Origin of the sequence: Chryseobacterium sp. Leaf404 (assembly GCF_001424145.1) — a bacterium.
Classification (GTDB): domain Bacteria; phylum Bacteroidota; class Bacteroidia; order Flavobacteriales; family Weeksellaceae; genus Chryseobacterium.
Genome location: NZ_LMQM01000015.1, coordinates 14,422 through 40,124 on the forward strand (window position 1 = coordinate 14,422; position 25,703 = coordinate 40,124).

The 25,703-nt window shown below is 36.5% G+C and carries 26 protein-coding genes and 3 tRNA genes; 11 read left to right on the forward strand and 18 right to left on the reverse strand.

Annotated elements, in window-relative coordinates; translation table 11 throughout:
• The first annotated feature begins 34 nt into the window (after window positions 1-34).
• Window positions 35-802: a TrmH family RNA methyltransferase gene (locus tag ASG31_RS16385; RefSeq protein WP_056035263.1), complete on the forward strand. Its 768-nt coding sequence runs from the start codon at window positions 35-37 to the stop codon at window positions 800-802.
• A 76-nt stretch (window positions 803-878) separates the two neighbouring features.
• Here the strand turns inward: ASG31_RS16385 and ASG31_RS16390 are convergent, their stop codons facing one another.
• Window positions 879-1,139, reverse strand: a complete 261-nt coding sequence (locus ASG31_RS16390) for a hypothetical protein (RefSeq protein ID WP_056035265.1) — start codon at window positions 1,137-1,139, stop codon at window positions 879-881.
• Window positions 1,140-1,321: 182 nt separating this feature from the next.
• Here ASG31_RS16390 and ASG31_RS16395 point away from each other — a divergent pair, with 182 nt between their 5' ends.
• Window positions 1,322-2,491 carry a hypothetical protein gene (locus ASG31_RS16395; protein ID WP_056035268.1) on the forward strand — a complete coding sequence of 390 codons (1,170 nt, stop codon included), beginning with the start codon at window positions 1,322-1,324 and terminating at the stop codon, window positions 2,489-2,491.
• A complete protein-coding gene (locus tag ASG31_RS16400) occupies window positions 2,475-3,056 on the forward strand; it encodes a hypothetical protein (RefSeq protein ID WP_056035271.1) in 582 nt (193 codons plus the stop codon). Before ASG31_RS16395 ends, ASG31_RS16400 begins: the two co-directional genes overlap by 17 nt.
• Here ASG31_RS16400 and ASG31_RS16405 read toward each other — a convergent pair.
• Together ASG31_RS16405 and ASG31_RS16410 are read right to left on the reverse strand one after the other, a co-directional pair.
• The gene (locus tag ASG31_RS16405) at window positions 3,005-3,580 is read right to left on the reverse strand and encodes a 5-formyltetrahydrofolate cyclo-ligase (protein WP_056035274.1); all 576 of its coding nucleotides are present in this window, start codon (window positions 3,578-3,580) and stop codon (window positions 3,005-3,007) included. The two genes, ASG31_RS16400 and ASG31_RS16405, sit on opposite strands and share 52 nt — an antisense overlap.
• Window positions 3,581-3,680: 100 nt before the next feature.
• Window positions 3,681-5,033: a rhodanese-related sulfurtransferase gene (locus ASG31_RS16410; RefSeq protein WP_056035278.1), complete on the reverse strand. Its 1,353-nt coding sequence runs from the start codon at window positions 5,031-5,033 to the stop codon at window positions 3,681-3,683.
• Between the two features lie 331 nt (window positions 5,034-5,364).
• Between ASG31_RS16410 and ASG31_RS16415 the strand changes: the two genes are divergently transcribed.
• On the forward strand, window positions 5,365-6,891 hold the full coding sequence (locus ASG31_RS16415) for a trypsin-like peptidase domain-containing protein (RefSeq protein WP_056035281.1): 1,527 nt from the start codon (window positions 5,365-5,367) through the stop codon (window positions 6,889-6,891).
• Between the two features lie 60 nt (window positions 6,892-6,951).
• On the opposite strand, the gene ASG31_RS16420 is transcribed toward ASG31_RS16415, so the two are convergent.
• The 3 genes from ASG31_RS16420 to ASG31_RS16430 all read right to left on the reverse strand — a co-directional run bounded on the left by ASG31_RS16420 (window position 6,952) and on the right by ASG31_RS16430 (window position 10,513).
• Window positions 6,952-7,398 (reverse strand): hypothetical protein, encoded by a 447-nt coding sequence (locus ASG31_RS16420; protein WP_056035284.1) that lies wholly within the window; start codon window positions 7,396-7,398, stop codon window positions 6,952-6,954.
• Complete coding sequence (locus tag ASG31_RS16425) at window positions 7,398-7,778, reverse strand: RidA family protein (protein ID WP_056035290.1); 381 nt, start codon at window positions 7,776-7,778, stop codon at window positions 7,398-7,400. The genes ASG31_RS16420 and ASG31_RS16425 overlap by 1 nt, the downstream gene beginning before the upstream one ends.
• Window positions 7,779-7,891: 113 nt before the next feature.
• Window positions 7,892-10,513 carry a putative LPS assembly protein LptD gene (locus ASG31_RS16430; RefSeq protein WP_056035292.1) on the reverse strand — a complete coding sequence of 874 codons (2,622 nt, stop codon included), beginning with the start codon at window positions 10,511-10,513 and terminating at the stop codon, window positions 7,892-7,894.
• Between the two features lie 54 nt (window positions 10,514-10,567).
• Here ASG31_RS16430 and ASG31_RS16435 point away from each other — a divergent pair, with 54 nt between their 5' ends.
• From ASG31_RS16435 to ASG31_RS16460, 6 genes are all read left to right on the forward strand, one after another.
• The gene (locus ASG31_RS16435) at window positions 10,568-11,857 is read left to right on the forward strand and encodes an N-acetylmuramoyl-L-alanine amidase (RefSeq protein ID WP_056035295.1); all 1,290 of its coding nucleotides are present in this window, start codon (window positions 10,568-10,570) and stop codon (window positions 11,855-11,857) included.
• Window positions 11,858-11,911: 54 nt separating this feature from the next.
• Window positions 11,912-11,983 (forward strand) — tRNA-Glu (locus ASG31_RS16440).
• 13 nt (window positions 11,984-11,996) lie between these two features.
• A complete protein-coding gene (locus tag ASG31_RS16445) occupies window positions 11,997-12,317 on the forward strand; it encodes a hypothetical protein (RefSeq protein WP_056035298.1) in 321 nt (106 codons plus the stop codon).
• A gap of 67 nt (window positions 12,318-12,384) precedes the next feature.
• The gene (gene rpsT, locus ASG31_RS16450; protein ID WP_056035301.1) at window positions 12,385-12,639 is read left to right on the forward strand and encodes a 30S ribosomal protein S20; all 255 of its coding nucleotides are present in this window, start codon (window positions 12,385-12,387) and stop codon (window positions 12,637-12,639) included.
• Between the two features lie 10 nt (window positions 12,640-12,649).
• A tRNA-Glu gene (locus ASG31_RS16455) sits at window positions 12,650-12,721 on the forward strand.
• Window positions 12,722-12,812: 91 nt separating this feature from the next.
• A tRNA-Glu gene (locus ASG31_RS16460) sits at window positions 12,813-12,884 on the forward strand.
• Window positions 12,885-13,009: 125 nt separating this feature from the next.
• Here ASG31_RS16460 and ASG31_RS16465 read toward each other — a convergent pair.
• The 4 genes from ASG31_RS16465 to ASG31_RS16480 form a co-directional block, all read right to left on the reverse strand.
• The gene (locus tag ASG31_RS16465; protein WP_056035304.1) at window positions 13,010-13,684 is read right to left on the reverse strand and encodes a superoxide dismutase; all 675 of its coding nucleotides are present in this window, start codon (window positions 13,682-13,684) and stop codon (window positions 13,010-13,012) included.
• Window positions 13,685-13,793: 109 nt separating this feature from the next.
• Complete coding sequence (locus ASG31_RS16470) at window positions 13,794-14,477, reverse strand: SCO family protein (RefSeq protein ID WP_231433800.1); 684 nt, start codon at window positions 14,475-14,477, stop codon at window positions 13,794-13,796.
• Window positions 14,464-14,739 (reverse strand): YHS domain-containing protein, encoded by a 276-nt coding sequence (locus ASG31_RS16475; protein WP_056035307.1) that lies wholly within the window; start codon window positions 14,737-14,739, stop codon window positions 14,464-14,466. Before ASG31_RS16475 ends, ASG31_RS16470 begins: the two co-directional genes overlap by 14 nt.
• Before the next feature lie 207 nt (window positions 14,740-14,946).
• A complete protein-coding gene (locus ASG31_RS16480; protein WP_056035311.1) occupies window positions 14,947-15,309 on the reverse strand; it encodes a hypothetical protein in 363 nt (120 codons plus the stop codon).
• Between the two features lie 212 nt (window positions 15,310-15,521).
• Here ASG31_RS16480 and ASG31_RS16485 point away from each other — a divergent pair, with 212 nt between their 5' ends.
• Window positions 15,522-15,926 carry a type II 3-dehydroquinate dehydratase gene (locus tag ASG31_RS16485; protein WP_056035313.1) on the forward strand — a complete coding sequence of 135 codons (405 nt, stop codon included), beginning with the start codon at window positions 15,522-15,524 and terminating at the stop codon, window positions 15,924-15,926.
• Between the two features lie 94 nt (window positions 15,927-16,020).
• Here ASG31_RS16485 and ASG31_RS16490 read toward each other — a convergent pair whose 3' ends face one another.
• From ASG31_RS16490 to ASG31_RS16525, 8 genes are all read right to left on the reverse strand, one after another.
• Window positions 16,021-16,437: a type II toxin-antitoxin system VapC family toxin gene (locus tag ASG31_RS16490; protein ID WP_056035314.1), complete on the reverse strand. Its 417-nt coding sequence runs from the start codon at window positions 16,435-16,437 to the stop codon at window positions 16,021-16,023.
• Window positions 16,437-16,691: a DUF6364 family protein gene (locus ASG31_RS16495; RefSeq protein WP_056035317.1), complete on the reverse strand. Its 255-nt coding sequence runs from the start codon at window positions 16,689-16,691 to the stop codon at window positions 16,437-16,439. The genes ASG31_RS16490 and ASG31_RS16495 overlap by 1 nt, the downstream gene beginning before the upstream one ends.
• Before the next feature lie 132 nt (window positions 16,692-16,823).
• Window positions 16,824-18,440: a phosphoenolpyruvate carboxykinase (ATP) gene (gene pckA / locus ASG31_RS16500; RefSeq protein ID WP_056035319.1), complete on the reverse strand. Its 1,617-nt coding sequence runs from the start codon at window positions 18,438-18,440 to the stop codon at window positions 16,824-16,826.
• A gap of 127 nt (window positions 18,441-18,567) precedes the next feature.
• Window positions 18,568-19,473, reverse strand: a complete 906-nt coding sequence (locus ASG31_RS16505) for a GYDIA family GHMP kinase (RefSeq protein ID WP_056035322.1) — start codon at window positions 19,471-19,473, stop codon at window positions 18,568-18,570.
• Between the two features lie 14 nt (window positions 19,474-19,487).
• Window positions 19,488-20,363: an ACP S-malonyltransferase gene (gene fabD / locus ASG31_RS16510; RefSeq protein WP_056035325.1), complete on the reverse strand. Its 876-nt coding sequence runs from the start codon at window positions 20,361-20,363 to the stop codon at window positions 19,488-19,490.
• Window positions 20,364-20,400: 37 nt separating this feature from the next.
• A complete protein-coding gene (locus tag ASG31_RS16515; RefSeq protein WP_056035329.1) occupies window positions 20,401-22,107 on the reverse strand; it encodes a LysM peptidoglycan-binding domain-containing protein in 1,707 nt (568 codons plus the stop codon).
• A 40-nt stretch (window positions 22,108-22,147) separates the two neighbouring features.
• Window positions 22,148-23,734: a bacillithiol biosynthesis cysteine-adding enzyme BshC gene (gene bshC / locus ASG31_RS16520; RefSeq protein WP_056035333.1), complete on the reverse strand. Its 1,587-nt coding sequence runs from the start codon at window positions 23,732-23,734 to the stop codon at window positions 22,148-22,150.
• Between the two features lie 11 nt (window positions 23,735-23,745).
• Window positions 23,746-25,674 (reverse strand): putative porin, encoded by a 1,929-nt coding sequence (locus ASG31_RS16525; protein WP_056035596.1) that lies wholly within the window; start codon window positions 25,672-25,674, stop codon window positions 23,746-23,748.
• Window positions 25,675-25,703 lie beyond the last annotated feature (29 nt).

The following is a 25,703-nucleotide window of genomic DNA, read 5'->3' on the forward strand; positions in this document are numbered from 1 at the left end:
TTTTGCATCAATTATCCCTTATCATCCAGCAATCATGATCATCGAAAGTTTTCAAAACGAAAAAATAAAACACATCACCAAACTTTTAACAGACAACAGGTTCAGAAAAAAGGCTGATGTCTTTGTGGTGGAAGGTCAGCAGGAAAACGAAAGAGCTTTGAAATACAGTTTTGAGCCTGTAGAATTCTACATTTGCGACACAATTTTCAAGGGAAAACATCCAAGTGGAAAAACGCATTTAGTCACCGACAAGGTGTATGAAAAAATAGCTTACCGCGGAACATCTGAGGGAATAATTGGTATTTTTAAAACAAAAGAGTGTCATCTTAAAGGCTTTACACCTAAGAAAGATTCTACAGTAATCATTGTGGAAGGTGTAGAAAAGCCGGGTAATCTGGGAGCCATACTTAGAAGCTGCGAAGCCTTTGGGATTGATGCTTTAATTGTAGCTGACGGGAAGACAGATTTTTATAATCCAAATGTCATCCGGTCAAGCGTTGGCTGTCTCTTCGGAATGGAAATTTTTCAGGCTGAAAACAGTGAAGTCTATGAATTTTTACAGGTAAATCAATTTAATATTTACACCACCATTATGGATGAAACATCTGATGATCTTTACAAAAGAGATTTCACTCTACGCTCCGCAGTTGTTTTTGGAACCGAACACTCCGGTTTAAGTGACTTCTGGATCGGTAAAGGTATGAATACTTTAATTCCTATGAGCGGAAGCATCGATTCTCTTAACCTCAGCAACGCGGTTGCAATTACCTGCTACGAAACTTTAAAACAGAAAAAGTCTTAGATTCTGATGAAAATGAAAGCCACAAAAAAACCGCTTCGCTGTGCGAAACGGTTCTTTTGTTGTAAGTCGTAGCTGATTAGTGCTTAACTTCTTCTTTCTTAGCTTCAGCTTTTACTTCTTCTTTAGCAACTTCAGCAGTAGCTTTTACAGAATCTTTAGCAACTTCAGCACCAGTTTTGATAGAATCAACAGCAGCATCTTTAGTAGAATCGATAGCAGCAACTGTAGAATCTTTAGTCTCTTCTACTGAATCTTTACCTTCAGTTGCAGCATCACCTTTTTTACAAGCAACTAATGAGATAGCAGCGATAGCAGCTACGAATAATGACTTTTTCATAATAAATTAAATTTAATTTGTTAATATTGTTTTTTAAAATCTCTTTTCTGTTCTGTTATTTGAACAAGACAAAGGTATAGCAGATGAAAAATTTGTTTATGAAAAACAATTGTAATAACTTTGTAAAACAGTTTTACAATTAAACTTTATTGAAAATCAATACTTTAAATATATTTTAGAAATTGACTGATCTGGATTTATTACACTTTGAGCAACTGAAAAAATCGGTTCAGGCTCAATATTTAACCCAATACACCCCTTCATTTGATGAAATTTCAAAATGGAAGGGTATAGATATCATCTATTTTCAGGAAGATCTCAGAAAAAAGGCAAAAGGAAACATCAGCGAAAAATCTTTTTATACCTATTTTAAATCTTCCCCTGTCGCTAAATTACCCAGAATCGATATGCTTAATTTATTGAGTATTTATGCGGGTTTCGACTCTTGGTATGACTTTAAAAAACAAAATCTTTTTGCCGGAGAATTATTGAGAGACGAGGATGAAATAACCGACAATGATTTAAAAGAATTAGAAAAAACGGTTTCTGCATCAATAAATCTCGAAGGAAATCCTGAAAACCGAAATATTGAGGCAAAAAGCGAGACAATTCTTAATGATTTACAAAAATCAAATACTGATAATCAAAAAGTTAAGGAATTTCCGCAAAATACACCTTTGCCTGAAAATAGTCGTATTACAACGTCTAAAAAAAGCTTTCAGAAGACTGCTTGGATTGCCGCAAGCTCAGTTTTCGTCATTTTACTGGGACTTTTAGGTTTTAAAGATGAAATTTTTCAGAAAACTTATACTTATCATTTCACGGATGCCGACAGAAATCAAGGTGTTCAGAGTGATATTGAAATAAAAGTGATCAAAGAAAATGAATCTCCTATTCTTTATAGAATTAAGCCGGGTGAAAAATTTGTGTATCCTTCAAAAGACAAATCTTTAAAAATGCAGATCAGCTCGGCAGTTTATGAGAATCTTGAGGTCAACAGAAATCTTGAAAATGCACCAAAAGAAGAAACTATAGAGTTGAAACCTGACGATTATAAGATGGCACTCTATTATTTCTCTATAAAAGATATTAAAGGCGACAATTCCGAACAGCTTATACAGCAAAAAAGAAAACAGCTTGAAAATCTAATCAGCAATGCTGCAGTAATCACTCAGGTTTATGACAGCGACATTTATGGTCTGGAATCCTTAGACAAAGAAGATTACATCACGCTTGTAACCACCCCAACGACATCCCTTAAAAACCTCAATGTTATCGAAATGAAAAAAGATAACAAAGGAAAAATTGTATCTATAAAATTTAAAATCTCAAACAATGAAAATAACCCTTAACTTTTTGTTTTTGACGATAATTCTCAGCATTGCTGTAATTGCCTGTAAGAAAAAAGATGAAACGCCGCCCGTGAGCGATCTGGATAAACTTAGAAATACAGAAAATATCTCTGTAAAAATGGACAGTGCGCAAGCCATCAACGCCATTACGATGCAGAAAGTACAGGACGTGCTGGATCTTTCAACACTTTATCTTTCCGGAAATAAAAAGACAGAGATTGACAAAGCAATCTATGCCAAAATTGAAAAATACTTTGAAAAATCAGATTCCACCACGTTTCAGGGGTTATTTAAAGAGCTGGAAAGTCTACAGGTGAAGAAAATAAAAGTGAGCAACATCAATGTTTTTAAACAGATTAAGGACAGAGACACCTTAGATTTCGCAAAATTCAATGTGGAATATTTTAATTCTAAAAATAAATCGATGGGTACTTTTGAGAGAAATGCCCAATATACATTGGTTTATAAACAGGAACAGATGAATAAAGAGTTTAAGTTTTACTTTCTGAAATTCTATTCAGATCCGCCTGCAAAAGACAGTACAGCGGTGGGTGTAATCAAATAATCCACAGGAATGTCTTCTTCCCAGACATCATCAATACATTCGTCGGGGTTAAAATAATTGATTCCGATTTTTTTTGAATGTTTTGAAATACCGCTGAAAAATCCGTCATAAAAACCTTTGCCGTAGCCTACTCTATTGCCTTTTGAATCGCAGTACAGAAGTGGTGTGATAACAAAATCGAAATCTAAAACTGCAGAATCTTCATTAGAAACCGGTTCAGAAATTCCCCAACTGTTGATTTTAAATTGAGTTTCAGCACAGATTTCAACAGAGATTAATTTAGTCTCAACAATTTTAGGAACGAAAACTCTGATATTCCGGCTTAGAAAATAATCAATGAAAATCTGGGTATTGATTTCTTTAAACTTTTCAATCGGAATAAAAATATGAATTTTCTGATTGGGTAAAGGTTTAAAATGATTGATAAAGTTTTTAAAAATATCTTTAGAGAGCTGGAAAATTTCTTTTTCATAAAGAGATTTTCTTTTTTCTAAATACCTTTTTCTAAGTTCGTTTTTCTCCATGTTCAAATTTAAAAAAGATAGCGCTCCTACGGAGCGCCCTTATGTAAAAATGCAAAATGCTGCTGCACAGATAAAGCTCCGATGCAGTTTTTGATTTAATTTAATCCAGAAGTTTATAAATTTTATCCGAAAGACGAATTCGAAAAGGCAATTCAAAGGTAATCTGATCTCCTGCTTTTGCCGAATCTACAGAATTCCCATCTACGAAAATTTCACTGACAGAAAATTCCTGTTCGCCTGTGGTAGGCCCGGAAATTAAAACTTTATCGCCAACAGAAAGTTCTTTTTCGATTAAAAACTGAGCAATTTTTGATTTAGTGTAATAATGTTCAGCCTTTCCTATTAAAGTTTTCTTCACCTTAATTTTCTGGCGCACAACTTTAATTTCTGCTTTTGCTAAAGGCTGCGTAGACAAATCGCCGGAATTTTTAAATGTCAAAGAGTCAGATTTACCTTTTCTGAACACTTTGTTTCCTACCTGAAGACCTTTTCTTCTGGCAACCTGTTCTTCCCAGGGCAGATGAATAATCTCGTGACATTCCGTTGAGCAGGTATTTTCCATGATTGCTTTACACTCATCACACTGAATGAACAGCAGATGACAGGCGTCATTGGCACAGTTGGTGTGATTATCGCAGGGTTTGCCACACTGGTGGCACTGAGAAATAATATCGTCTGTAATTCTCTCACCCAAACGGTGGTCAAACACGAAGTTTTTACCTATAAATTTACTCTCTATATTTTCTTCCTTGATCTGACGTGTATATTCAATGATTCCGCCTTCCAGCTGAAAAACATTTTTAAAACCCTGGTGTTTAAAATAAGCACTCGCCTTTTCACAACGGATTCCGCCTGTGCAGTACATCAGCAGGTTTTTGTCTTCTTTAAAATCATTCAGCTGCTCATTAATAATCGGCAGACTTTCTCTGAAATTTTCTACATCCGGCGTGATGGCTCCTTCAAAATGCCCCACTTCACTTTCGTAGTGATTTCTGAAATCTACTACAATCGTATTGGGATCATCCAGCATACTGTTAAACTCCTCAGCTTTGAGGTGAATTCCTTTATTTGTAACATCAAAAGTTTCATCATTCAATCCGTCTGCAACAATTTTATTTCTAACCTTGATGGTCAATTTTAAAAACGAATGATTATCCTGTTCTACAGCTACATTCAGCCTGATATTTCTCATAAAATCATACGCATCCAGTGTTTCCTTAAACGCCTCCAAATTCTCTGCAGGAACGCTCATTTGCGCATTTATACCTTCTTTGGCAACGTAAATACGTCCTAAAGCATCAAGCTCATTCCAGGCTATAAATAAATCGTTACGGAATTTTTGGGGATCCTGAATTTTGGCGTACGCATAGAAAGACAATGTAAGACGTTCCTTACCGGCTTCATCAATTAACTGAGCTCTTTCTTCTGCGCTTAATGTGTTGTACAGTTGCATGCTATAAACTTTTAAGTGAGAAAATTTCTGCAAAGATAAAACATTTTAAAGAATTTCAGTTCCTGAGCATTCATACAAAAAAATGACAGTTTTACAGTCTCCGTTTAACTTTCAGCACGTTTATGACATCTAAAATATGACATTTTGACCTTAATATTATTTTAAGTTTAGTTAAATCTTCATTGATATTTCGGGTTAAACTATAAAATGCTGCAATTCCCGTTAAATTTTAGTTAAAACTGAAACGCATTAAAGAGATTAACTACTTATTTAGCATTAAATTTGTTTATACAAGAAAACAACTTAACAATTATAAAATAAAGGATATACAATGAAAAGTACTTTAAAAAAACTATTACCTTTTGCAGTAGTCGGAGTTATATCTGGAGCTACCACAGTGGGTGTTCAGCAATATTTTAATGATGGCACCGGCACAAATGATCAGTCTTATTTTACTAAATCGGGAAACAGTTCTTTTGTAGGAATGAATACCGCAGCGATAGGAGATGATTTCACGAAAGCGGCAAAAACTACAGTTCCTGCCGTGGTTACTATTAAAAATTATCAGAACAGATCGGCAAGCAGAGCTTCTGAACAGGACATGATGGATTTCTTTTTCGGTGATCCCTTCGGCGGCCGAGGTCAAAATAAACAGAGACAGCAGCAGACACCGGAAAATATGCCTTCAGGAATGGGTTCCGGGGTAATTATTTCACCTGATGGGTACATTATTTCAAACAATCACGTAGTGGCAGGAGCAAACAAGATTGAAGTGGTTTTGAGCAACAAAAAAGCTTATATAGCTACGCTGGTGGGAACAGACCCGAATACAGATATTTCTTTGTTGAAAATAGAAGAAAAGGGACTTCCTTTCTTAAACTTTGCCAATTCAGATAATATTGAAGTGGGACAGTGGGTATTGGCTGTAGGAAACCCTTTAGGTCTAAACTCTACCGTGACTGCAGGAATTGTGTCTGCTAAAGGAAGAGGAATAGGGATTTTAGGTTCTCAGGGGAAAGCGAGCAATCCTATTGAAAGTTTTATTCAAACTGATGCGGCCATTAACCCCGGAAATTCCGGTGGTGCACTGGTAAATGCAAGTGGTGAGCTTATAGGGATAAATTCTGCAATACAGTCTACCACAGGTTATTATCAGGGATACGGATTTGCAGTACCAGCGAATCTTGCCAGAAAAATTGTGGAAGATATCAAGAAATTCGGTATTGTACAGAGAGGCTTCCTTGGGGTAATGACTTTAGATTTATCTAATGATCAACTGGTAACTGCCTATAATAAAGAACAGAAAACAAATCTGAAGGCAGGAAACGGAATGTACGTTACAGGATTTTCTGAAAACAGCGGCGCAGAAGACGGTGGCGTGAAAAAAGGTGACATCATTACCAAAGTAGATTCTTACACGATCACAGATTTTGCAGATCTCTCTGCAGCAGTTGGAAGCAGAAGACCCGGCGATAAAGTTCAGCTGACTTATTTGCGAAATGGTAAAGAAACTACTACAACAGTTACACTTAAAGACCAAAAAGGCGGTACTTCTACCAGAACCAAAGCAGATTTAAGCGTGAGCGAAAAAATTGGCTCAGACTTTACAGAACTGAGTGAAAGATTTAAAACCGATTACGGATTGAACAGTGGTGTTGTGGCGAAAGGCGTAGTTGAAGGAGGTGAGATGGCAAAAATTGGCATCGTAGACAATTATATCATTATTGAGATTAACGGAAAGCCGGTCAATTCACAGGGAGATGTTGAAAAAATCCTGAATAACTACAAAGGAAACGTACAGGTGAAATTTGTGGATGAATACGGAAGAATTTATACAAAAGGATTTAAGATGCCTTAGACAATGCAGAATTAAATATTAATAGAAAACCGCCACTTCAGAAATGAAACGGCGGTTTTTTTATGGTTTAAGTTTAAGTCTTAACATTTTATTTTTTCTTTCGTAAATTACTGAGACGATTTTGCCGCCAAGCCAGGAAAAAGGGAAAAATGTGAGAAATATACTTATTTTATAAAATGTAGGGTGATATGGAAAAATTATCACATCCAGCATAGCTATAAACAACATGATAAAGCCTATTAGAATAGCATAAGCCACCTTTGCGTATTTCACAATCATTGCGGTAATTACGCCGCCCACTGTGGTTCCCAAACCCGAAATGAAGAGCAGAAATCCAAAAAAAGCATCGTCGCCCTTCATGCTTTCCAAAAATCTCTGCCAGTGCTCAAACGGAGCAAAAGCCTCGAAAGTAACCCATTGCGGAAATGCTCTTATCCCAAGAGTAATGATAAGCCCTGCAATCACAAGACCCACTACAACCGCTAATGTATTTCTTAAAAAATTCATTAATCCTGATGTGCAATCATTGAAATTTCTACATCAACATTTTTTGGCAGACAGGAAACCTGTACAGTCTCTCTCGCAGGATATGTTTCAGCGTCAAGGTAAGATGCATAGATATCATTCATAACAGCAAAATCGTCCATGCTTTTAAGAAAAATTGTAGCTTTTACAACGTTTTTAAAAGTCATTCCTGCTTCGGTAAGAATCGCCTCAAGGTTTTTCATCACTTGGTGTGTTTCTTTTTCGATACCTTCCACAAGCTTTCCAGTAGCCGGATCTACAGGAATCTGGCCGGAGATGTAAAGAATTCCGTTGGCAAAATTTGCCTGCGAATAAGGTCCGATTGCTGCTGGAGCGTTTTCTGTATTGATAATTGTTTTCATTATGTAGATTTATTTCGAATATTTAAATAGTTTACTGAGCTTTACAATATATGCAAATCCTGATTTTGCTTAGGCTGCAAATATAAAATTTCTATTTTAATTAAAAGATGATTTTAAAACGGAGCGTTAGGCTGCGTAAAACTTCTGTCTTTGTATTTAAGAGCATCGCTTAAGATGTTGGCTTTGATACCGATGAAGAAATCGTACACTTTATACTGCCCGAACGGAACCCAGTTGAAATTAATGGTAAAACTTCGCTGGTCTCTCGCAAAACCAATTCGCGTGTAAGCCAATTTTCCTGTAATCATATCGTAGTGCGTACTTCCTGTAATATTCCAAAACGGGGTAAGCTTCATATTTCCATCCAAACCAACGGAGGCAATTCTTGTGCCTTCTCTGGTAAGATTTCTTGTGTAGGCGTAACTTGCGTTCACGTTCAGACTCCAGGTCTGATCAAAGTGGGCATAATTATCATCATCAAAATAATAATTTTCGTTTCTGATTTCACCTTTTTTATCGTAAATTTTGGAAAGATCTTTCTTTTCACCTTTTTTATTGAAAATTTCGCTGGTTAAGGGATAAGACATCTGAACATTGAAGCCCTGCACGCTGAAAGATCCGAAATCTTCGGTTCTGATCCCGTTATCCTGCCCCGGAATAAAAAGAATTTTATAAGGTTCGATGGCTAAACTCGTATTGATACTCAGTTTACTGTCGAAAAGCGAAGTCTGCCCATTCACGTTGATGATAGAAAAAGGATGCGATTTTGCAAGAAAATTATAGTTTCCCGAAATATTCAGAGATTCAAAAATTTTGATCTTCTTAACACCTGTAGAATCACTTTTAGACTTCACTTTCATCTCAATATTATTAGAAATACTGTATCCCATTGCTCCTGTTTCTCCAGAAGAAGGACTTCCAACAATACCCATATCAAAAATTGAGTAAGGGGTCAAAGCACCTGCCGCATCATAATAATTTCTGAAATATCCGAAACCCGGCGAACCAAAATCCGGTGAATAAGAAAAACTTAAACTCGGCATCATCATGTGACGGATGGCCTCTACTGCTCCCCCTTTTTTGAAGTTTAACATTCCGTAGAGCGTAGTCTGCAAAGATGCACTTGTACTGAAAGTAGAGTATCCTGCCACTTTTTTATTCACCTGATCTACCACTTTATTCTGAATGGGATCATATTGTCTGGTAAGTGTTTTTGTTGTTAAAGCATTATCAATATTTGCTCCTAAACTGAAAGTAAAATATTTTGCAATGGTGGTGTTGGTCCCCAAAGCAATATTGTTTTTCACGCCGGTCTGCAGTTTATCCCACATGGCCTGAGTAAAAAGCTCACCTTCATTGGTACTTACAGAATTGGTAAGGTTGATACCGGTATTTACAGTAATATTTTCTAGCAAACCCTGTCTTACCCCTGTTTTAGATTTGAAAAGATAAAACTGATTGATGGCGATGTTCATCTGCGGAAGACGGAGATCTGCCAGTCCTGTTGCGAAGTTCTGATTGTATGATGCCGTTCCTGTAATGGAAATTGGTAAGGTTAAAAATCTCTTGGTAAGCGTAAGTGTAGAATTCTGCTGAGTTCTGAGCACGCTTTGATCCATAATATAATTGTTGTTAACCGTATTATTATAAAACGTCTGGCTGGTAACATCTACCGAAGCAGAAAATGTAAAAAACGGATTTGCTTTTGTATCCTGCGTATGTCTCCAGGCAATTCTGTATGTTCCGGTTTTTCCGTAATTATCCAGACCTTTAATGCCCCGGACTGTGGTTCCCACATCTGCCGAAAAATTACCATTGTAACGGTACTTTTTAACGTAATTCATTTCAGGTCTTAAATTCCAGCTTCCTTTGGTATATATATCAGCTAAAACCCTGAGGTCAAAATGTTCTCCGATAGGTTGATAATACCCCAAACCATTCAGGAAAAAACCTACATCTTCTCTCTCCCCAAAACTTGGGATTAAAATCCCTGCGGAACGTTTATCAGAGAAAGGAAGTATTGCAAAAGGCATTACCAGCGGTGTAGGAACGTCTTCTATATACATCTGTGCAGGCCCTACAATTAAGGTAGAATTTTCTTTTCCTTTCTGCATTTTAATATGAGAAGCCAAGAGGTGATAATCCGGTCTTGTATCTTTCTTATCAATATAATATTTATCTGTGGTAAATTCTGCCCGCCTCATGACAAACACAGAGTCATTGTATTTTTTAGTTTTATCCGCTACAATCAGGCCTTCGCTTTCTTCTGTTCTTGCATCGTAGGCAATTGCTTCACGGGTTTTGGTATTATAACTAAAACTTTTTACCTCATAATTTTTGCCACCCTGCTGCACTTTCGCCAGCTCATATATATTCCCTAAAGAATCAAGCTTACCTCTTGCGTAGATCAGATTTTTCTCGTCGTCTATGGAGATATAATCTGCATCAATCTGCATATCCTGATACTTTACCTGCGCATTTTGAACGAGGTAAGTCATTTTTTTCGGGATATCTCTTCTTTTAGAATCTGCTTTTGTACGCAGAACGTCTGCAAGAGACTCTTTTGGCAGAACTATTGTATCCTTCTTTTTTATGGTATCATTCGCCACTTTGGGGATGGTATCATTAACTATCACATTTTTCTGCAATTTTTCGGGAGCTTTCTGTGCTAAAAAATTGTTAAAAATTAGGATAATAAGAAATTGTAATATATTTTTGAAGACGGTTTTGTCCAATTTTTATTTGATATAATTTGGGTTCAAAATTAGTGTAATTTTTAAAACTAAAAGATGTACAAATCAAATTTTAAAATAATTTTAGCATTTCTGTTAGTCGTTTTCTCCCACCAGGCATTTTCTCAGAAAAAATTCACCATCGTTTTGGATGCAGGGCACGGAGGCAGCGATCACGGTGCTTACAGATCATACAGTGATATAGGCCGTATTGCAGAAAAGGATGTTACTCTCGCCATCACTTTAAAATTAGGTTCAAAACTTGAAAAAAATAAAGATTTTAAAATAATTTACACCAGAAAAATAGACGAATTCCCCTCTCTATCAGACCGTACTAACCTTGCGAACAGAAGCAAAGCAGATCTTTTTGTATCCATCCACTGTAATTCAGCAGCCAGAAACACCGCGTATGGTACAGAGACTTTTGTACAGGGTCCCAATCAGAATGGCGAAAATCTTGAAGTAGCCAAAAGGGAGAATGATGTAATTTATTTAGATGAGAAGGATAAACAAACCTTTGGTTCATACAACCAGAACTCACCGGAATCATTAATTGCTTTAAAACTGCAGCAGAGCAAATATCTGGAGGCAAGTTCGCTGCTGGGAGGTTTGGTGGAAGAAAATTTCGTCAACCGAGACAAAAGAGTTTCGCGCGGAGTTTTCCAGAAAAATTTACACGTTTTAAGAATGAATGCAATGCCATCGGTACTGATTGAAACCGGGTTTATCAATCATCCTGAAGAAAGCCATTATCTGGCGTCAGACAAAGGCCAGGAAGAAATTGCAGAAAGTATTTATCTGGCAATCATCGATTATAAAAAAGCCTATGACAGAAAAACGGGCAAACTAACCTCAAACAAAAAACCAGAACCTGAAAAACCTATTGAAGTTCCGTTAAAGAATGATTTCAGAATTCTGCTGATGACTACGCCTACAAAATATGATGAGGGTGATCCGGCATTCCGTGGTTTAAATTACATATTGCCGATGAAAGAAGGCGGTATTTATAAATACTATTATAGTGTTACCAATATGGCATCCGTTAAAGATCAGAACATAAAAACTGCCAAGGATGCAGGATTTAAAAACGCGTATGCAGTTGGGTTTATGCCAAATCAAAAACTGAATACTGGATATTACAATATAGAAGTATACGTAGGAAAAGATAAACTGAGTGCCAATTCACATATTCTCCAGACGCTAAAAGATGTTGAAAGAAACAAAATGAACGGCATATTCTACTACACATACGGAAAAGAATACTCTCTGGAAGATGCAGTAAAACTTCAAAAAGAACTGGAAGCCAAAGGAATTAAAAATACAATCATACAAAAGATGTATAAATAGGCGAAAAATTTTGAAATGTAAAACTTAATATATATTTTTGCAACCTCAAAATTTGGTCTATTCGTCTAGTGGTTAGGACTCAAGGTTTTCATCCTTGCAACAGGAGTTCGATTCTCCTATAGACTACAAATTATCAGATATGCCGGATTTTAAAATTCAGGAAGCCAAGTTGCTTTTTAAGAAAATCCATTCAGCCCCAAAAAGTTATGATTTAAAGATCAATGAAGACGGGATTACAGGCAGTGACGAGAAAATAAGTTTCAGGCTGAAACGGGAAGGAGAGCGGTTTAATTTTGAGATTGTCATAGACGGTCTCACCTTTACCAACACTACTGGAGACTGGAACAATGCAGTGATTATGCTCACAAGCACAATCCGCAAAATTGAAAAAGAAAACGAAAATTTAAAAATAGAACTCGCAAGAGAAAAGCTTAGAAAATATTTATCAGAAGAAAATTAAAAATTTTTGAAAATAAATTTGGTAGATAAAAAAAAAGACTATACTTTTGCACTCACATTTGAACGATATGGCAAATCATAAATCAGCACTTAAGAGAATCAGACAAAACGAAGTTAGAAGACTACGTAACAGATATTACCACAAGACTGCAAGAACTGCATTAAAAGTTTTGAGAAGCGAAGAAAACAAAGCAGCTGCTACTGAGCAATTGCCTAAAGTAATCGCTTTGCTTGACAAATTAGCTAAGAAAAACATTATTCACAAGAATAAGGCTGCTAACTTGAAAAGTAAATTGACTAAGCACGTTAATAAATTAGCGTAATTATATAGTAGGCCCGTTCGTCTATCGGTTAGGACCTCAGGTTTTCATCCTGGTAAGAGGGGTTCGACTCCCCTACGGGCTACTCATTTAATTATCACTAACCGGATAATTAACAAGAGCAAAACTTGTAAAAACAAAAAGCTAACCCTGTAATGTATTACAGATTGGTAGATGGCCCGTTCGTCTATCGGTTAGGACCTCAGGTTTTCATCCTGGTAAGAGGGGTTCGACTCCCCTACGGGCTACTGTAGTCATTGATTCATTCAATGACTATTTTTTTTTTTGCTGTTAAGTGCAGTTTTCATTTTAGGTAATCCGACAAAAAAACCGTACACCAATTGATGTACGGCTCGTTTCATATTAATCGAAACTATTTCTTACTCAATGCTTCATCGTATCTTCTGCTGATCTCTTTCCAGTTGGTCACATTCCAAATCGCTGTAAGATAATCTGCTCTTTTATTCTGATACTTCAGATAGTAAGCATGCTCCCAAACATCGATTCCGAAAATTGGCGTTCCTTTTTCTTCCACAACATCCATTAGAGGATTATCCTGATTAGGCGTTGAAGAAACAAACAGCTTTCCGCTCTTATCTACCGAAAGCCAAGCCCAGCCAGAACCGAAACGATCTGCTCCTGCTTTAGCCATTTTTTCTTTAAAAGCATCCAGACTTCCGAATGCGTCATTAATAGCTTTGATCAGTTTAGCTGATGGTTTAGTGTCTTTTTGAGGGGTAAGAACGGTCCAGAATAACTCATGATTATAGTGGCCACCTGCATTGTTTCTCACAGCCGGGCTCACTTTTGAAGCCGTAGACAAAATCTGAAACAAGGTTTGCTTTTCCTGTGGAGTTCCTGCTATTGCCTTATTCAGGTTAGCGACATAAGCTGCTGCATGTTTTGAATAATGAATTTCCATGGTTTGAGCATCTATATTACCCTCCAAGGCATTGTAAGCGTATGGCAAAGGCGTCTGCTTGAACTGTGCAAACGCAAACTGCGCCGCAAATACTGCAGTAAATGCAGCTACTTTAAAAATCTTCATAACGTTTTATGTAAGGTTAAACTTTTAATTCTTTGGCTGGAAGCGGGGTGATGGAAGCTGGAAGTTTATAATAAAGCGCCATAACTTTCGACTTCCATCTGCCCTCTTCCTACTCTCTCAATAATTTCTTAATATCTTCTATCAGTTTTTCTCTGTCCGGATGATATTTGCCGTTTAATTTAGCAATTTTTCCATCTTTATCTTCGTAATTTAAACCTGAATAATAAAGAATCGGCATATTTTGTTCGTTGTAGCGACAACGGACATTACCTTCCTGGTCTACAAGAGCAATCATCCCGCTGTGATTGAGATTTTCACTTTCATCTTCTTGATCTCCCACATAAATATCAAACTGATCAGCAATTTTACCAATGTAACCGCGATCACCTGTCAAAAAATGCCAGTTCGGTGATTTTGCACCAATCTTTTCTGCATGATTTTTTAATAATTCCGGAGTGTCATTTTCCGGATCAATGCTTATTGAAATGATTCCGAACTTTGGACTACTAATTTCATCCTCAATTGCTCTCATGTTGGTATTCATTACTGGGCAAATCGTGGGACACTTGCTGAAGAAAAATTCAACCAGATAAACTTTACCGATCATATCTTTATTGGTAATCTGTTTGTTGTTCTGATTAGTTAATTTAAAATCAGGAACCTTCATCACTGTAAAAAGACTGGTTTTAAAATAACTCATTCCGAAACCAATTCCCAAGAACAATAAAGCAATAATTACAACCGGAATAATGATCTTACTTTTCGTATTGTTTTGCTTATTATTTTTGAGCATATTTCTCAGGATTTTTCTTAAATTCATCCTTACAGTAGCTACTGCAAAAACCGTACGTTTTTCCTTTGTAAACTACAGTGTCTTTCATATCACTGTCTGTTTTCATATCACAGATTGGGTCAATGGCGTTTACAAATTTTGGTTTTTGCACCGTTGTTTTTGCTGATGTATTTTTCTTTTTGTGTCTTACATTCGGGGTTTCCTGCGCACAGGCTAATAATGAAACAGACAATAATGCCGTTAATAATAATTTTGATTTCATTTTAATTTTAATTGAAATTGATAATTTGATTAAATAAAGCTCAGTAATTTTAAACTAAATTTAATATGAATTGAAAATCTGAACCATTTGAAATTGCTGCATTTAGTTTTTTAAAGAGATCCGATAGATTTTTAAAATACTGCAAAGCAACTACTGCCCTCTTCAAAGATTCTATAACTCAAGCAATAAGTTTAGTTTAAGCAAAATCTAAGCTAACGGCGGATGAAATATTCTGAAATAATATTCTGAAGTATTAAAATTGAAGTAACCCGAATTTGGATTTTTCAACTGAAAAGCAAGATTTAAATTATCTGAAAAAGACAGAATTTCATAAGAAAGAAATACATCCAAACCTGCAATTTTCACATTTTGAGAACCGTTAGACTGCTTTTCAATTTTCGCCAGTTCTTTCCCTACAAAACATTTGCCTTTACAGTTGGAATCTTCCACATTTCTTTTTTCACAGAGATTTTTTACGATATAGTCATAATTTATTGCATAGTTGATCATCGGCAAAACAGGACGCATGGCGATGGTAAAAACGATGAAAAATGAAATGAAAAACTTCAAACAAAAATCTTTATTACAAATATAGGGTAGAAAATTGAGTTTGGCGTTTATTTATGATGAAAGTCAGGGGTGCGAGGTGCGCAATACGGGTTATGGGGTGCGGGATTCGGGATTCGGGGTGCTGGAGGCGAAGAAAGCATTTTCTCTTTCAAAATTTCCTGGTTGTAAATTGATAATCTCTTTTTTTAAATTAAATTATCTAAATTTATCCTATGAAAGTTTTAATTGTAAATGGTCCTAACTTAAATCTTCTTGGAACGAGGGAGCCGGAAATCTATGGTAGTGTTTCTATGGAAGAATATCTGGAAAAACTGAAATCGGAGTTTTCTTCTCATGAGATTTTGTACTATCAATCCAATATTGAGGGTGAACTGATCAACCGTCTGCAGGAAGATGATTTTGATGCAGTCGTGATCAATCCCGGAGCTTTCACTCATTACTCTTATGCGATTGCCGACTGTTTAAAAAATATTCAGAAACCAAAAGTAGAAGTTCACATCAGTAATATTTACAAACGTGAAGAATTCCGTCAGAAATCTGTAACGGCAGCTTGTACGGATGCGGTTTTGTCTGGCTTTGGGATGGAGGGATATCGATTGGCGGTTTTGAGCTTATAAATTCTGAAATTGAAAATTTAACATGCAGGAATTCAGATAGAGTATTGTGATCGGGCAACTGACATTTTTCTTTATAAGATCTGATAAATTGTCTCTATCCGAAACTTTTCAGAAAAGTCTCAGGTGTCATAATTGACAAACCACTGGTTTTATAATCTTTAATATTTCGGGTAATAATAATTTTGATTGTATCTGCATTCTGAGCAGAAAAATTTTGCAAAGCATCTTCAAAATCTTTGAATTCAGAATCCAGTGCATCAACAACAGTGTTTTTATCTGTTGGCAAGACATGTATGAAAGTGAGAAGTGATTTAAGACTACCGGTTACTTTAATGTGCGTAGAGGTTTTTCTCAGTAAATAATAAATATTACTCAATATAACCGCGGTTACAAAACCTTGAACTTCTCCCTTTTCACATTTACTTAAAATTTTAGAAGCATCTTCTGAGAAAGGTATTCTGTCAAAGAAAAAATCTAAAATAACATCAGTATCTATAAGAATATTTTCCATCACAGGTATTTTTCTGTCAAACGATTGGTAAGTTCCTTTTTTTCATCAAAATCTTTTGGCATCTTAAATGAACCTTTCAGACTCTTCACAGTTGCAGTCAAATCTTCCTGTCCTTTCTTATCAGACTCTGTATTAACCAATGCCTTCAGATAGTTTTCTATAAGCTCAGACAGACTTCTTTCCCGATTTTTAGCATATTTCTTAGCTCTTTCAATAACAGATTTTTCTATTGTTAATGTTAATTTAGTATTCATTATCAAATATTTATATACAAATATATAAAAGATTAACAAATAACACGTATTAATTAATTTATATTAACACGTGTTATTTTTAGGGCATAAAAAAAAAGCCTCATCAATCGATGAGGCTTCATTTCACTATTTCTAAATGGTCTGTTCCTGCAGTTGAGGACCAGAAGCAATCAGCTTTTTGGCTTCGTCATTACCGCAGTACTGCTCGAAGTTTTTGATGTATTTTGCAGCAAGATCTTTTGCTTTTTCTTCCCATTCTGCAACGTCACTGTACGTATTTCTTGGGTCTAATATCCCTTCAGAAACATTCGGCAACGAAGTTGGAATTTCCAGATTCATTACCGGAATTGTTGTTTTATCAGCAGTTTCAATTGATCCGTCGATGATGGCATCAATGATTGCTCTTGTATCTTTTAAAGAAATTCTTTTTCCGGTTCCGTTCCAGCCTGTATTTACTAAATATGCTTTTGCACCGTGTTCTTTCATTTTCCCAATCAAAGTTTTTGAATACATCGTTGGGTGTAATGTTAAGAAAGCTTCTCCAAATGCCGGAGAGAACGATGGTTCCGGTTCTGTAATTCCTCTTTCAGTTCCCGCTAATTTTGAAGTATAGCCGCAAAGGAAGTGGTACTGAGCCTGATTTTCATCTAAAATAGAAACCGGAGGCAAAACCCCGAACGCATCAGCAGAAAGATAAACAATCTTGCTCGCGTGACCTGCTTTAGAAGGTAAAACAATTTTATTGATATGGTAAATTGGGTAAGAAACTCTAGTGTTTTCTGTGATAGATCCGTCTGTGTAATCAGCGATTCCGTTGTTGACTACTACGTTTTCTAGAAGAGCATCTCTTTTAATTGCTCTGAAAATATCCGGTTCTTTTTCTGCTGACAGATCGATTACTTTAGCATAACATCCCCCTTCGTAGTTGAAAACGCCATTGTTATCCCAGCCGTGCTCGTCGTCACCAATTAAATATCTTTTAGGATCTGCAGACAAAGTTGTTTTTCCTGTTCCCGAAAGTCCGAAGAATAACGCTACATCTCCCTCTTCACCCACGTTTGCAGAACAGTGCATTGATGCCATACCTTTTAACGGAAGGTAATAATTCATCATCGCAAACATTCCTTTCTTCATTTCTCCACCGTACCAGGTTCCGCCAATAATCTGAAGTTTCTCCGTAAGGTTGAACATTACAAAGTTTTCAGAATTCAATTCCTGCTCTTCCCAGTTTGGATTGGTTGTTTTCGAACCATTGATTACCGTGAAATCGGGCTCTCCGTAGTTTTCTAAATCGTAATGAGAAGGACGGATAAACATATTCGTAACGAAATGCGCCTGCCATGCCACTTCAACGATAAATCTTACTTTAAGTCTTGTATCATCATTGGTACCGCAAAATGTATCGACAACATATATTTTTTTGGCATCGGAAAGCTGAGTTAAAACTAAATCTTTACAAGACTGAAAAATTTCGGGCGTTGTAGGTAAATTTACTTTACCGTCCCAGAAAATAGTATCTTTCGTAACATCATCCTGCACAATGTACCTGTCTTTAGGCGATCGGCCTGTGAAAATCCCTGTCTGTACAGAAACCGCACCGGATTCTGTAAGCTCAGCTTTTTCAAAACCCTGATTTTCAGGCGACATTTCCGCTTGATATAATTCTTCGTAGGAAGGATTATAAATTAATTCGTAATCTCCTTTAATCCCTAATTTTTGTAAATCCTGGATGATTTTAGCGTTTTTCATTTTACTATATTTTCTTTTTGCTTTTTGTTGATCTAACAGTGTTAATATTAACGATTTGTTAAACTTCGATAAATATAAAAATATATGTGAAAATGACAAATAAAAATAAGACAATTTAACAGGTTGATTAACAGTTTATTATATCATCCCAATTGTATATGGTAGTAAAACCTTTGCCCCAAAAATACTCTTCATAACCCTCAAATTTTGCACTCATCACAAAATCACCGCCCCAGGCACCTAAACTTTTAACAAAATTTGCACAATCTTCAAAGAAAATCGATTTAACTGTCGGAATTTCAATAAATTCTGAAATACGTTGTTCATGAAGCATCATTAGTTCAGAAAAATTATCTAATTCATCACACAATAATATATTCTTTGTGAGTTTAGAAAATTCATCAATCATCTTCTGAGACTTTATTTTAGACTTATAAAGACTGATTCCTTCACGGCTGTCCTGTTTTTGATTTAAGTGAATGAAAATCAGCTCTTTTTTGAATTTTGGTTTAAAATTTACTTTTTCGAAATGTATTTCGGGCTTGTTTTGGAAGAGTACTGCCGATTTGGCTTTTGCCACCGCAATGTCATAACCGCTGCCGCCTAAACTCAAAGAATTTAAAAGAAAGGGATCAATGTGTGACCATTCAGCAAGGTTGTTCATTAATGTAGAACTGCTTCCCAGGCCATAATCGGCGGGAAACTGGAGGTTTGTTTTTAAATTATAAGAATCTGTGCCTTTAAATTTGGTTTCAGAAAGACTCTGAACATTTTTGAGTGTTTTTAGAATAAACTCAGCACTTGAATGAATATTGGTTTCTACAATCTGCCATTTTTTATAATCTATGACAGCTTTTAACCATAATTTATTTTGATGATACGCTTCCCAGAATATCAGAGATTTTGCGTCTGCAATTTCATCAAAAAAAAACTCCTGTCCCAGCTTGGTTGGTACTGCCAGGACAAGAGCTCCGTCTACAGCGAAATATTCTGAAGTAAGCATCAGCTTTCCCGGTGAATAAATTTCGCCCATTTTTTTTGTATTTTTTAAATTGCTGATGCAGAGGTTACTTCGCCGTCAATCTTTTTGATCAAACCCTGAAGCGTTTTGCCCGGCCCCACTTCTACAAAGTGAGTAGCACCGTCTTTAATCATATTCTGCACAGACTGCGTCCATTTTACAGGCCCCGTTAACTGAGCAATAAGGTTTGCTTTAATCTGATCAGGATCTGTAACAGACGTTGTAGTAATATTCTGATAAACAGGGATTGTAGCCTTTCTGAATTTAGTATTTTCAATTGCAGCTGCCAGTCTTTCCTGTGCCGGCTGCATGAGAGGTGAATGGAAGGCTCCATTTACCGGTAACAGTAAAGCTCTTTTTGCTCCAGCTTCTTTCAGCTTTACACAGGCTTCTTCTACTGCAGATGTTTCCCCTGAAATTACCAGCTGCCCAGGGCAATTGTAATTTGCAGGAACCACAATTCCGCTGATTGATGCGCAGATTTCTTCCACTTTAGCATCATCCAGACCTAAAATCGCTGCCATAGAACTTGGGTTGGCATCACATGCCGCCTGCATTGCTTTTGCTCTTTCAGAAACCAGCTTAAGACCGTCATCAAAAGACAAAACGCCGTTGGCAACCAATGCTGAAAATTCTCCAAGAGAGTGACCGGCAACCATTTCTGCGCCGAGACCGTTTACCGCTTTCAAAGCAGCAACTGAATGTATAAAAATTGAAGGTTGTGTAACTTCTGTTTTCTTAAGATCTTCATCTGTCCCATTAAACATGATGGTTGTGATGTCAAATCCCAGAATTTCATTGGCATACTCCATCAAGTCTTTGATGTCTTTTCGGGAATCGTATAATTCTTTTCCCATCCCGACAAACTGTGAACCCTGCCCAGGAAATACAAGTGCTTTCATGTATTTAATTAAATATTATAAAATAGTTTCTAATAGATTACTGCTCAAGTCTAATGACTCTGAAGCCTTTGTTGATATAGGCTCCGTTTGCTTTAGCACGCGTAAATTCAAATTTGGTTGCAAGCTGCGTCTGCACTTTATTCATCTGCTTAAAGATTTCACCTTTTTTGTTTTCGCGGGTTAACATATCATTAACCACGTCAAAACCGATTACGGCATATTTTCCGGGCGCTTTACAGTATTTTGCTTTGTAGGCTGCTAAAATTTCATTTTCAAAATTTCCGTCCGGATCGATCTTTCTGTCCATTAAATATACCAGATTTGCCTGTACCAGATCATCAGCTTTCTTTTCAAAACTAGGAACAGAATACATGCTGAATGCCTTCAGACCCTGAACTTCTTTAGAAAGCGCAATTATTTTAGTGGCAAAAGCCTCACCCGCCGCGTCATTGTCGTTTGCCAAAACAGCAATTACCGGTGCAGACTGCCCTGTCATCATATTTTGGTCCAGCTCAATCTCTGAAGCAGAATTTACAATGGTTACATTTGGGCTGTTTAATGCTTTTTCAAAACCAGCCTTGAGATAGTTGGCATTTTCTTTTTTGGCATCAGCAACAACATATATTTTCTGGTTTGAATATACTGCTTTTACTTCCTCCACAATTTTATCAGCGTAAGTATAGTCTGTAGTTTCAAGAATAATCAAATTACTGAACCCATGCAGATCTGCCGAATTTGCAAAAGGCGCCACCACAGGAATTTTCTGATTTTTGGTAAAATCTAAAAGATCAATTACGTTTGATTTGAAGAAAGGCCCAATCACCAGATCCGTATTATTAGGATTAATCTGCGTTAAAGAATTTCTGAATGATGCTTCACTGCCGGAATCTACCACTTTGATATCAAGTTTCTGCCCGTTTCCTGCGTTTCTTTCTATAGCCAGTTTTGCTCCGGTAAGGAAATCCATTGCCATCGCTCTGTACTGAGAATCGTTTGAACTGTACCCGAAAGGCAACATTAATACAACGTTGAGCGCATCGCCGTTTTTCTTTACGTACGCAGGATCCAGTTTTTTAATCCTCAGAACCATGCCCGTTCTAAGACCTTTTGCAAGATCAGGATTAAGGGCGATAAGCTCATCAATGCTGATTCCGTATTTGTTGACGATAGAGAAAACGGTGTCGCCAGATTCTACAGTGTAGGTCACATATTCATCACTCTGAGAAGCAGAAGATGATGCAGCACTTCTGTCGTTTCCTGTATCAATTTTTGTTTTATTGTTTGCCGGAGCTGTTTTTACGGGCTGTTCTGCAACGGCAACCTGCGTGCCTCCGTATTTTTTGATGCTTTCTAAGGGAAGCGTAATCTCATCACCTATTTTGGTATGCGCATCGAGATCGGGATTCAGTTTTCTAAGATCTGTTTCAGAAATTTTATACTGCTTTGTGATCCCGTAAATGGTTTGTTTTGGCTGAAGAACAATTTTTCCCAGCTCTTTTACTTTAGGTGCAGAAGTTTGAACTTTAGGTGCAGCTGCAGAGGAAGATTTCACATTTAAAACCTGCCCAATCGCCAAAGAACCGTCTTTGGTTTTGGGATTTAATTTATAAAATTCATCAACCGTGATGCCGTATTTTTTTGAAATATTGTACGGGTTATCACCTTTCACAACCTTGTGGGTCTTCTGTGCAGAAAGCCCTAAAACTGTTATTAAACCTGATAAAACGAAAAGCTTTTTAATCATTCTGTGATTTTAAATAGTTTACAAAAATACTTCTTTAAAATTAAATGGCAACAATTATTAGTTTTGATTCTTTCACATCCATTTCCTGGTAGCAGGCGGCTACCCAATCTGTGCCGTGATCTGCAAAAAAGACACTGAAATTGTAAACTCTTTCCTGCCAGATTTTTGCGGGGTTTATTTCTGCAAAAAGATTTTCAAGTCTCTCAAGCAATTCACCCTGCTTTATTTTTTCTGCTTTTAACAGTCTTTTTTTCAGTCTGCTGAAAGATTTCATCTGTCTTATCTCTTCACCTTTCACCATATTCCCGAAAGATTTTTCGGTTTTTTCTGCAAGCGCTTTCAGATTTTGAAAATGCTGTTGAATAATGATTTCTTTTTCATCCAGAGATTTTAAAATTTCGTGGTCATCTAAAATCTTAGCATTGGTGACCTGAGTGAAATTTCCGAAAAAATCTTCGATATTAAGTTTTAAAGTTTCAATTTTTTTCAACACTTTTTCCTCAACGAAAACCATCGAATTTCTTGGAATAAGAACGGGAAACGGAATTTTTACAGATTCAAAATAATCTTTCAGCTCCAGCCAGTACATGATTTCGGCATTTCCGCCAATGTAGGCCAGGTTGGGAAGAATTTTCTCCTGATAAACAGGTCTCATCAAAGCATTCGGACTGAATTTTTCCGGAAAACTATTAAGTTCATCAATTATTTCATCTTTAGAAAACGAAATTTCAGTTTCATTAACCTGATATTCATCTTTGAAAATATCAATTCTGTTTCTTGTTTCTGAAAGGTAAAAAAGATTGACATCACGCGGATTCACCTGAACCTTTCCGTATTTTTCAGAAAGAAAATCTACTTTTTGTTCTGACCGGTCACGCAGTGCTGAATTTAAAATTTCATCCTGAAAAATCTCTTTCATTTGAGCTTTTAAAGCTTTTGAATCCCCGTCGATAATCAGCAGACCGTATTCTGAAAAAAGCCTGTTGACTAAAATTCTTATCGCTTCCGTAAGAGTATTTCCCGTCTGATAAGATTCTTTCAGCATCAAAATCAATTCTGTCCCGAAAATATGATCTTTGAATTCTTTTTCAAATTCTGTGATAAAATGAGTATCAGAAATTTCAATTTTACCTACCGCACCACCACTTTTTCCGCTGATTTCGTGATAACCGTTGTGGGTTTTAAAATGATTGATTTCCAGAAAATCGTGGTCTTCTGAAGCCATCCAGTAGATGGGTACAAAATTCTGATCCGGAAACTGATCTTTCAGATAAACACAGGTTTTTACCGTCTGTAAAATTTTATAAATAAAAAATGCGGGCCCTGTAAAAAGATTGAGCTGATGCCCTGTGGTAATTGTGAATGTTTCAGAATTTTTAAGTTTTTCTAAATTTTCCTTCTGAAGTTCCGAAAGCTTTAATCCCGAAAGCTGAGCGCCCAGTTCATTTGACAAAATATGCCTATGAGTATCTGCAAAACTCTGTCTTTTCTTCTCAATCTGTTTTTCAAAATTGGTTTTTGAAAAAGTATGTTCTTCAAAACCTTCAATCTGACCGCTGATAAAATCTTTGATCAGCTGCGGAATACTTTGTATATTTTTGAAATCTAACGTTTTTAAAGTTCTCAACTTTTTATTTTTTAGTTGAACAAATACCAGACGATTCCCAGATTTAATCTGAAATCATACACCGGATAATGTGGAAAAGCATAAGCTGTATTCGGCGTCACCAGATTGCCGATTTGCTGGCCTTCAATAAAGAAGAACATTTTTTTAACTTTTAAATTAAAATAAACATCCGCAATTGGTTTTCCTCCGATAGAAAATGAGTCGCTGCCCGGAAGAATATATTCGTTTAAAATGGGAAAATATTCTCTTGAGGCAAATTTAGTGAAATAATAAACCTTCAGCCCAGCCTGAATTTCTGCTGCGTTTTTAAATGCTTTCGACTGGAAAAAAAGATTACCGCGACCTATAAAATTGGGCAAAGGCAAAAGATTTCCGTTGGACAAAACATCCTGAAACTGGACTCTTGTATTGAAATGAAACTTGCCGTAGCTGAACGTTGCATCACCGCCAATTTGCGTAATATTTACTGAAGCATCGCTCTGCAAAGACTTCCCATCAGAATTGAAATAAGCATAGTTATCGATTCTGTAGTAATTGGCAAAAAGCTGGGTTTTGAACCATTTTAAATTTACGCTTCCTCCCACATCCATCACTGCCTGATTTCTGGCATCCTGAAGGTAATAATTATACTTTCTGTAAACGGATGTGTTGGCAAGGTAATTAAATGAAGGCGTAGAAGTTTGAAAATTAACATGAGCATCCACAAAATAGTCTTTGATGGGTTCAAATTTCAGTGAATTGGCTGTTCTTAAATAACTTCCGAACTGGCTTCCGTTTGAGAATTCTAAAAATGATTTTAAGGCAATTTTATCGAAAAGATTTACCTGCAGATTTCCTACGGCTCCAATTCTGCTTTCTTTCATTTCGGCAGGAACGGAAAGACTGGAAAGAACGACCTCATTCAGACCATATTTTAACATTTGATATCTTACACCGGCATCCAGTTTAAATTTGGCATTATCAAAAACCAGGCTTACGGTATTGCTGAAATTATCAGAATATTTTTTTGTGGAGGGTGAAAAAGCGTTAACCAATTCCGCAGGAAGATTATACCAGTAAGGATCTGCCGAACTTTGGTTATAATAATATTTATTTCCCTGATGAGAAATTGTATGTCTTATTCTGAACGGGAATTTCTCTGAGTTGAAAGGTGAAAACTGATGACTGAGATAATATCTTCTGTATGAAAACTGCGAACTTGAATTTTCAAGATTAACCTGTGCACTCCATTTGTTACGATAGGCCGAATCACCGGCCTGAAAAAGATTATCTTCTACAATCCCTCCGTTTTCCTGATTGTTGACATTCTGATGAAGATAGTGGGCAAACACTTCATAATTACCGCTTTTGGAAACATAGTGGCCTGAGAAAATGGTGTTGTTGTTTGAAGCCAAATAGTTTCTGTAAATCCCCTGAGATCGCAGACCAGAATATTCTACTGCAAAATTGAATCTTTTCCCGATATTCTGTGTGTAAGTGGAACGCAGAGCGGCACCGTTTCGCATAGCATTGTGATAGATAAAAGATGCTGTGGGGGTTTTTACGTCGTAATACAGAACATCATCGGCTCCCAGAATACTGTAGCTTTTGTTGGTGGGAAGAATGGAAAGATTCTGCTCCGGATTAAACTCATAAGAAAGCGGATTGAATCCTGCTCCGATGTTTGAAAACTGCACTCTTCCAAAATTGTCTCTGTTGTTGTACTGGGAAAAGATATAGGTTTTATCCATCGTCATTACGGTATCGAAGATTTTTTTCTCCGCATACTGTTTTTGGATAAGGTAATCATTGATGGTAGGTTTAAAGATCTGTAAAGAATCTTTCTTGCCGGAATCTACGATGATGGTATCTGAATCTGACCTGCCTGCCAGTGTGTCAGTTACAATTTGGGCACGGAGATTTGTGCAAAATAATATAATAAGGAGAAATATGTATTTCATTGAATTAAAAATCAAATCTTTTCTGATAA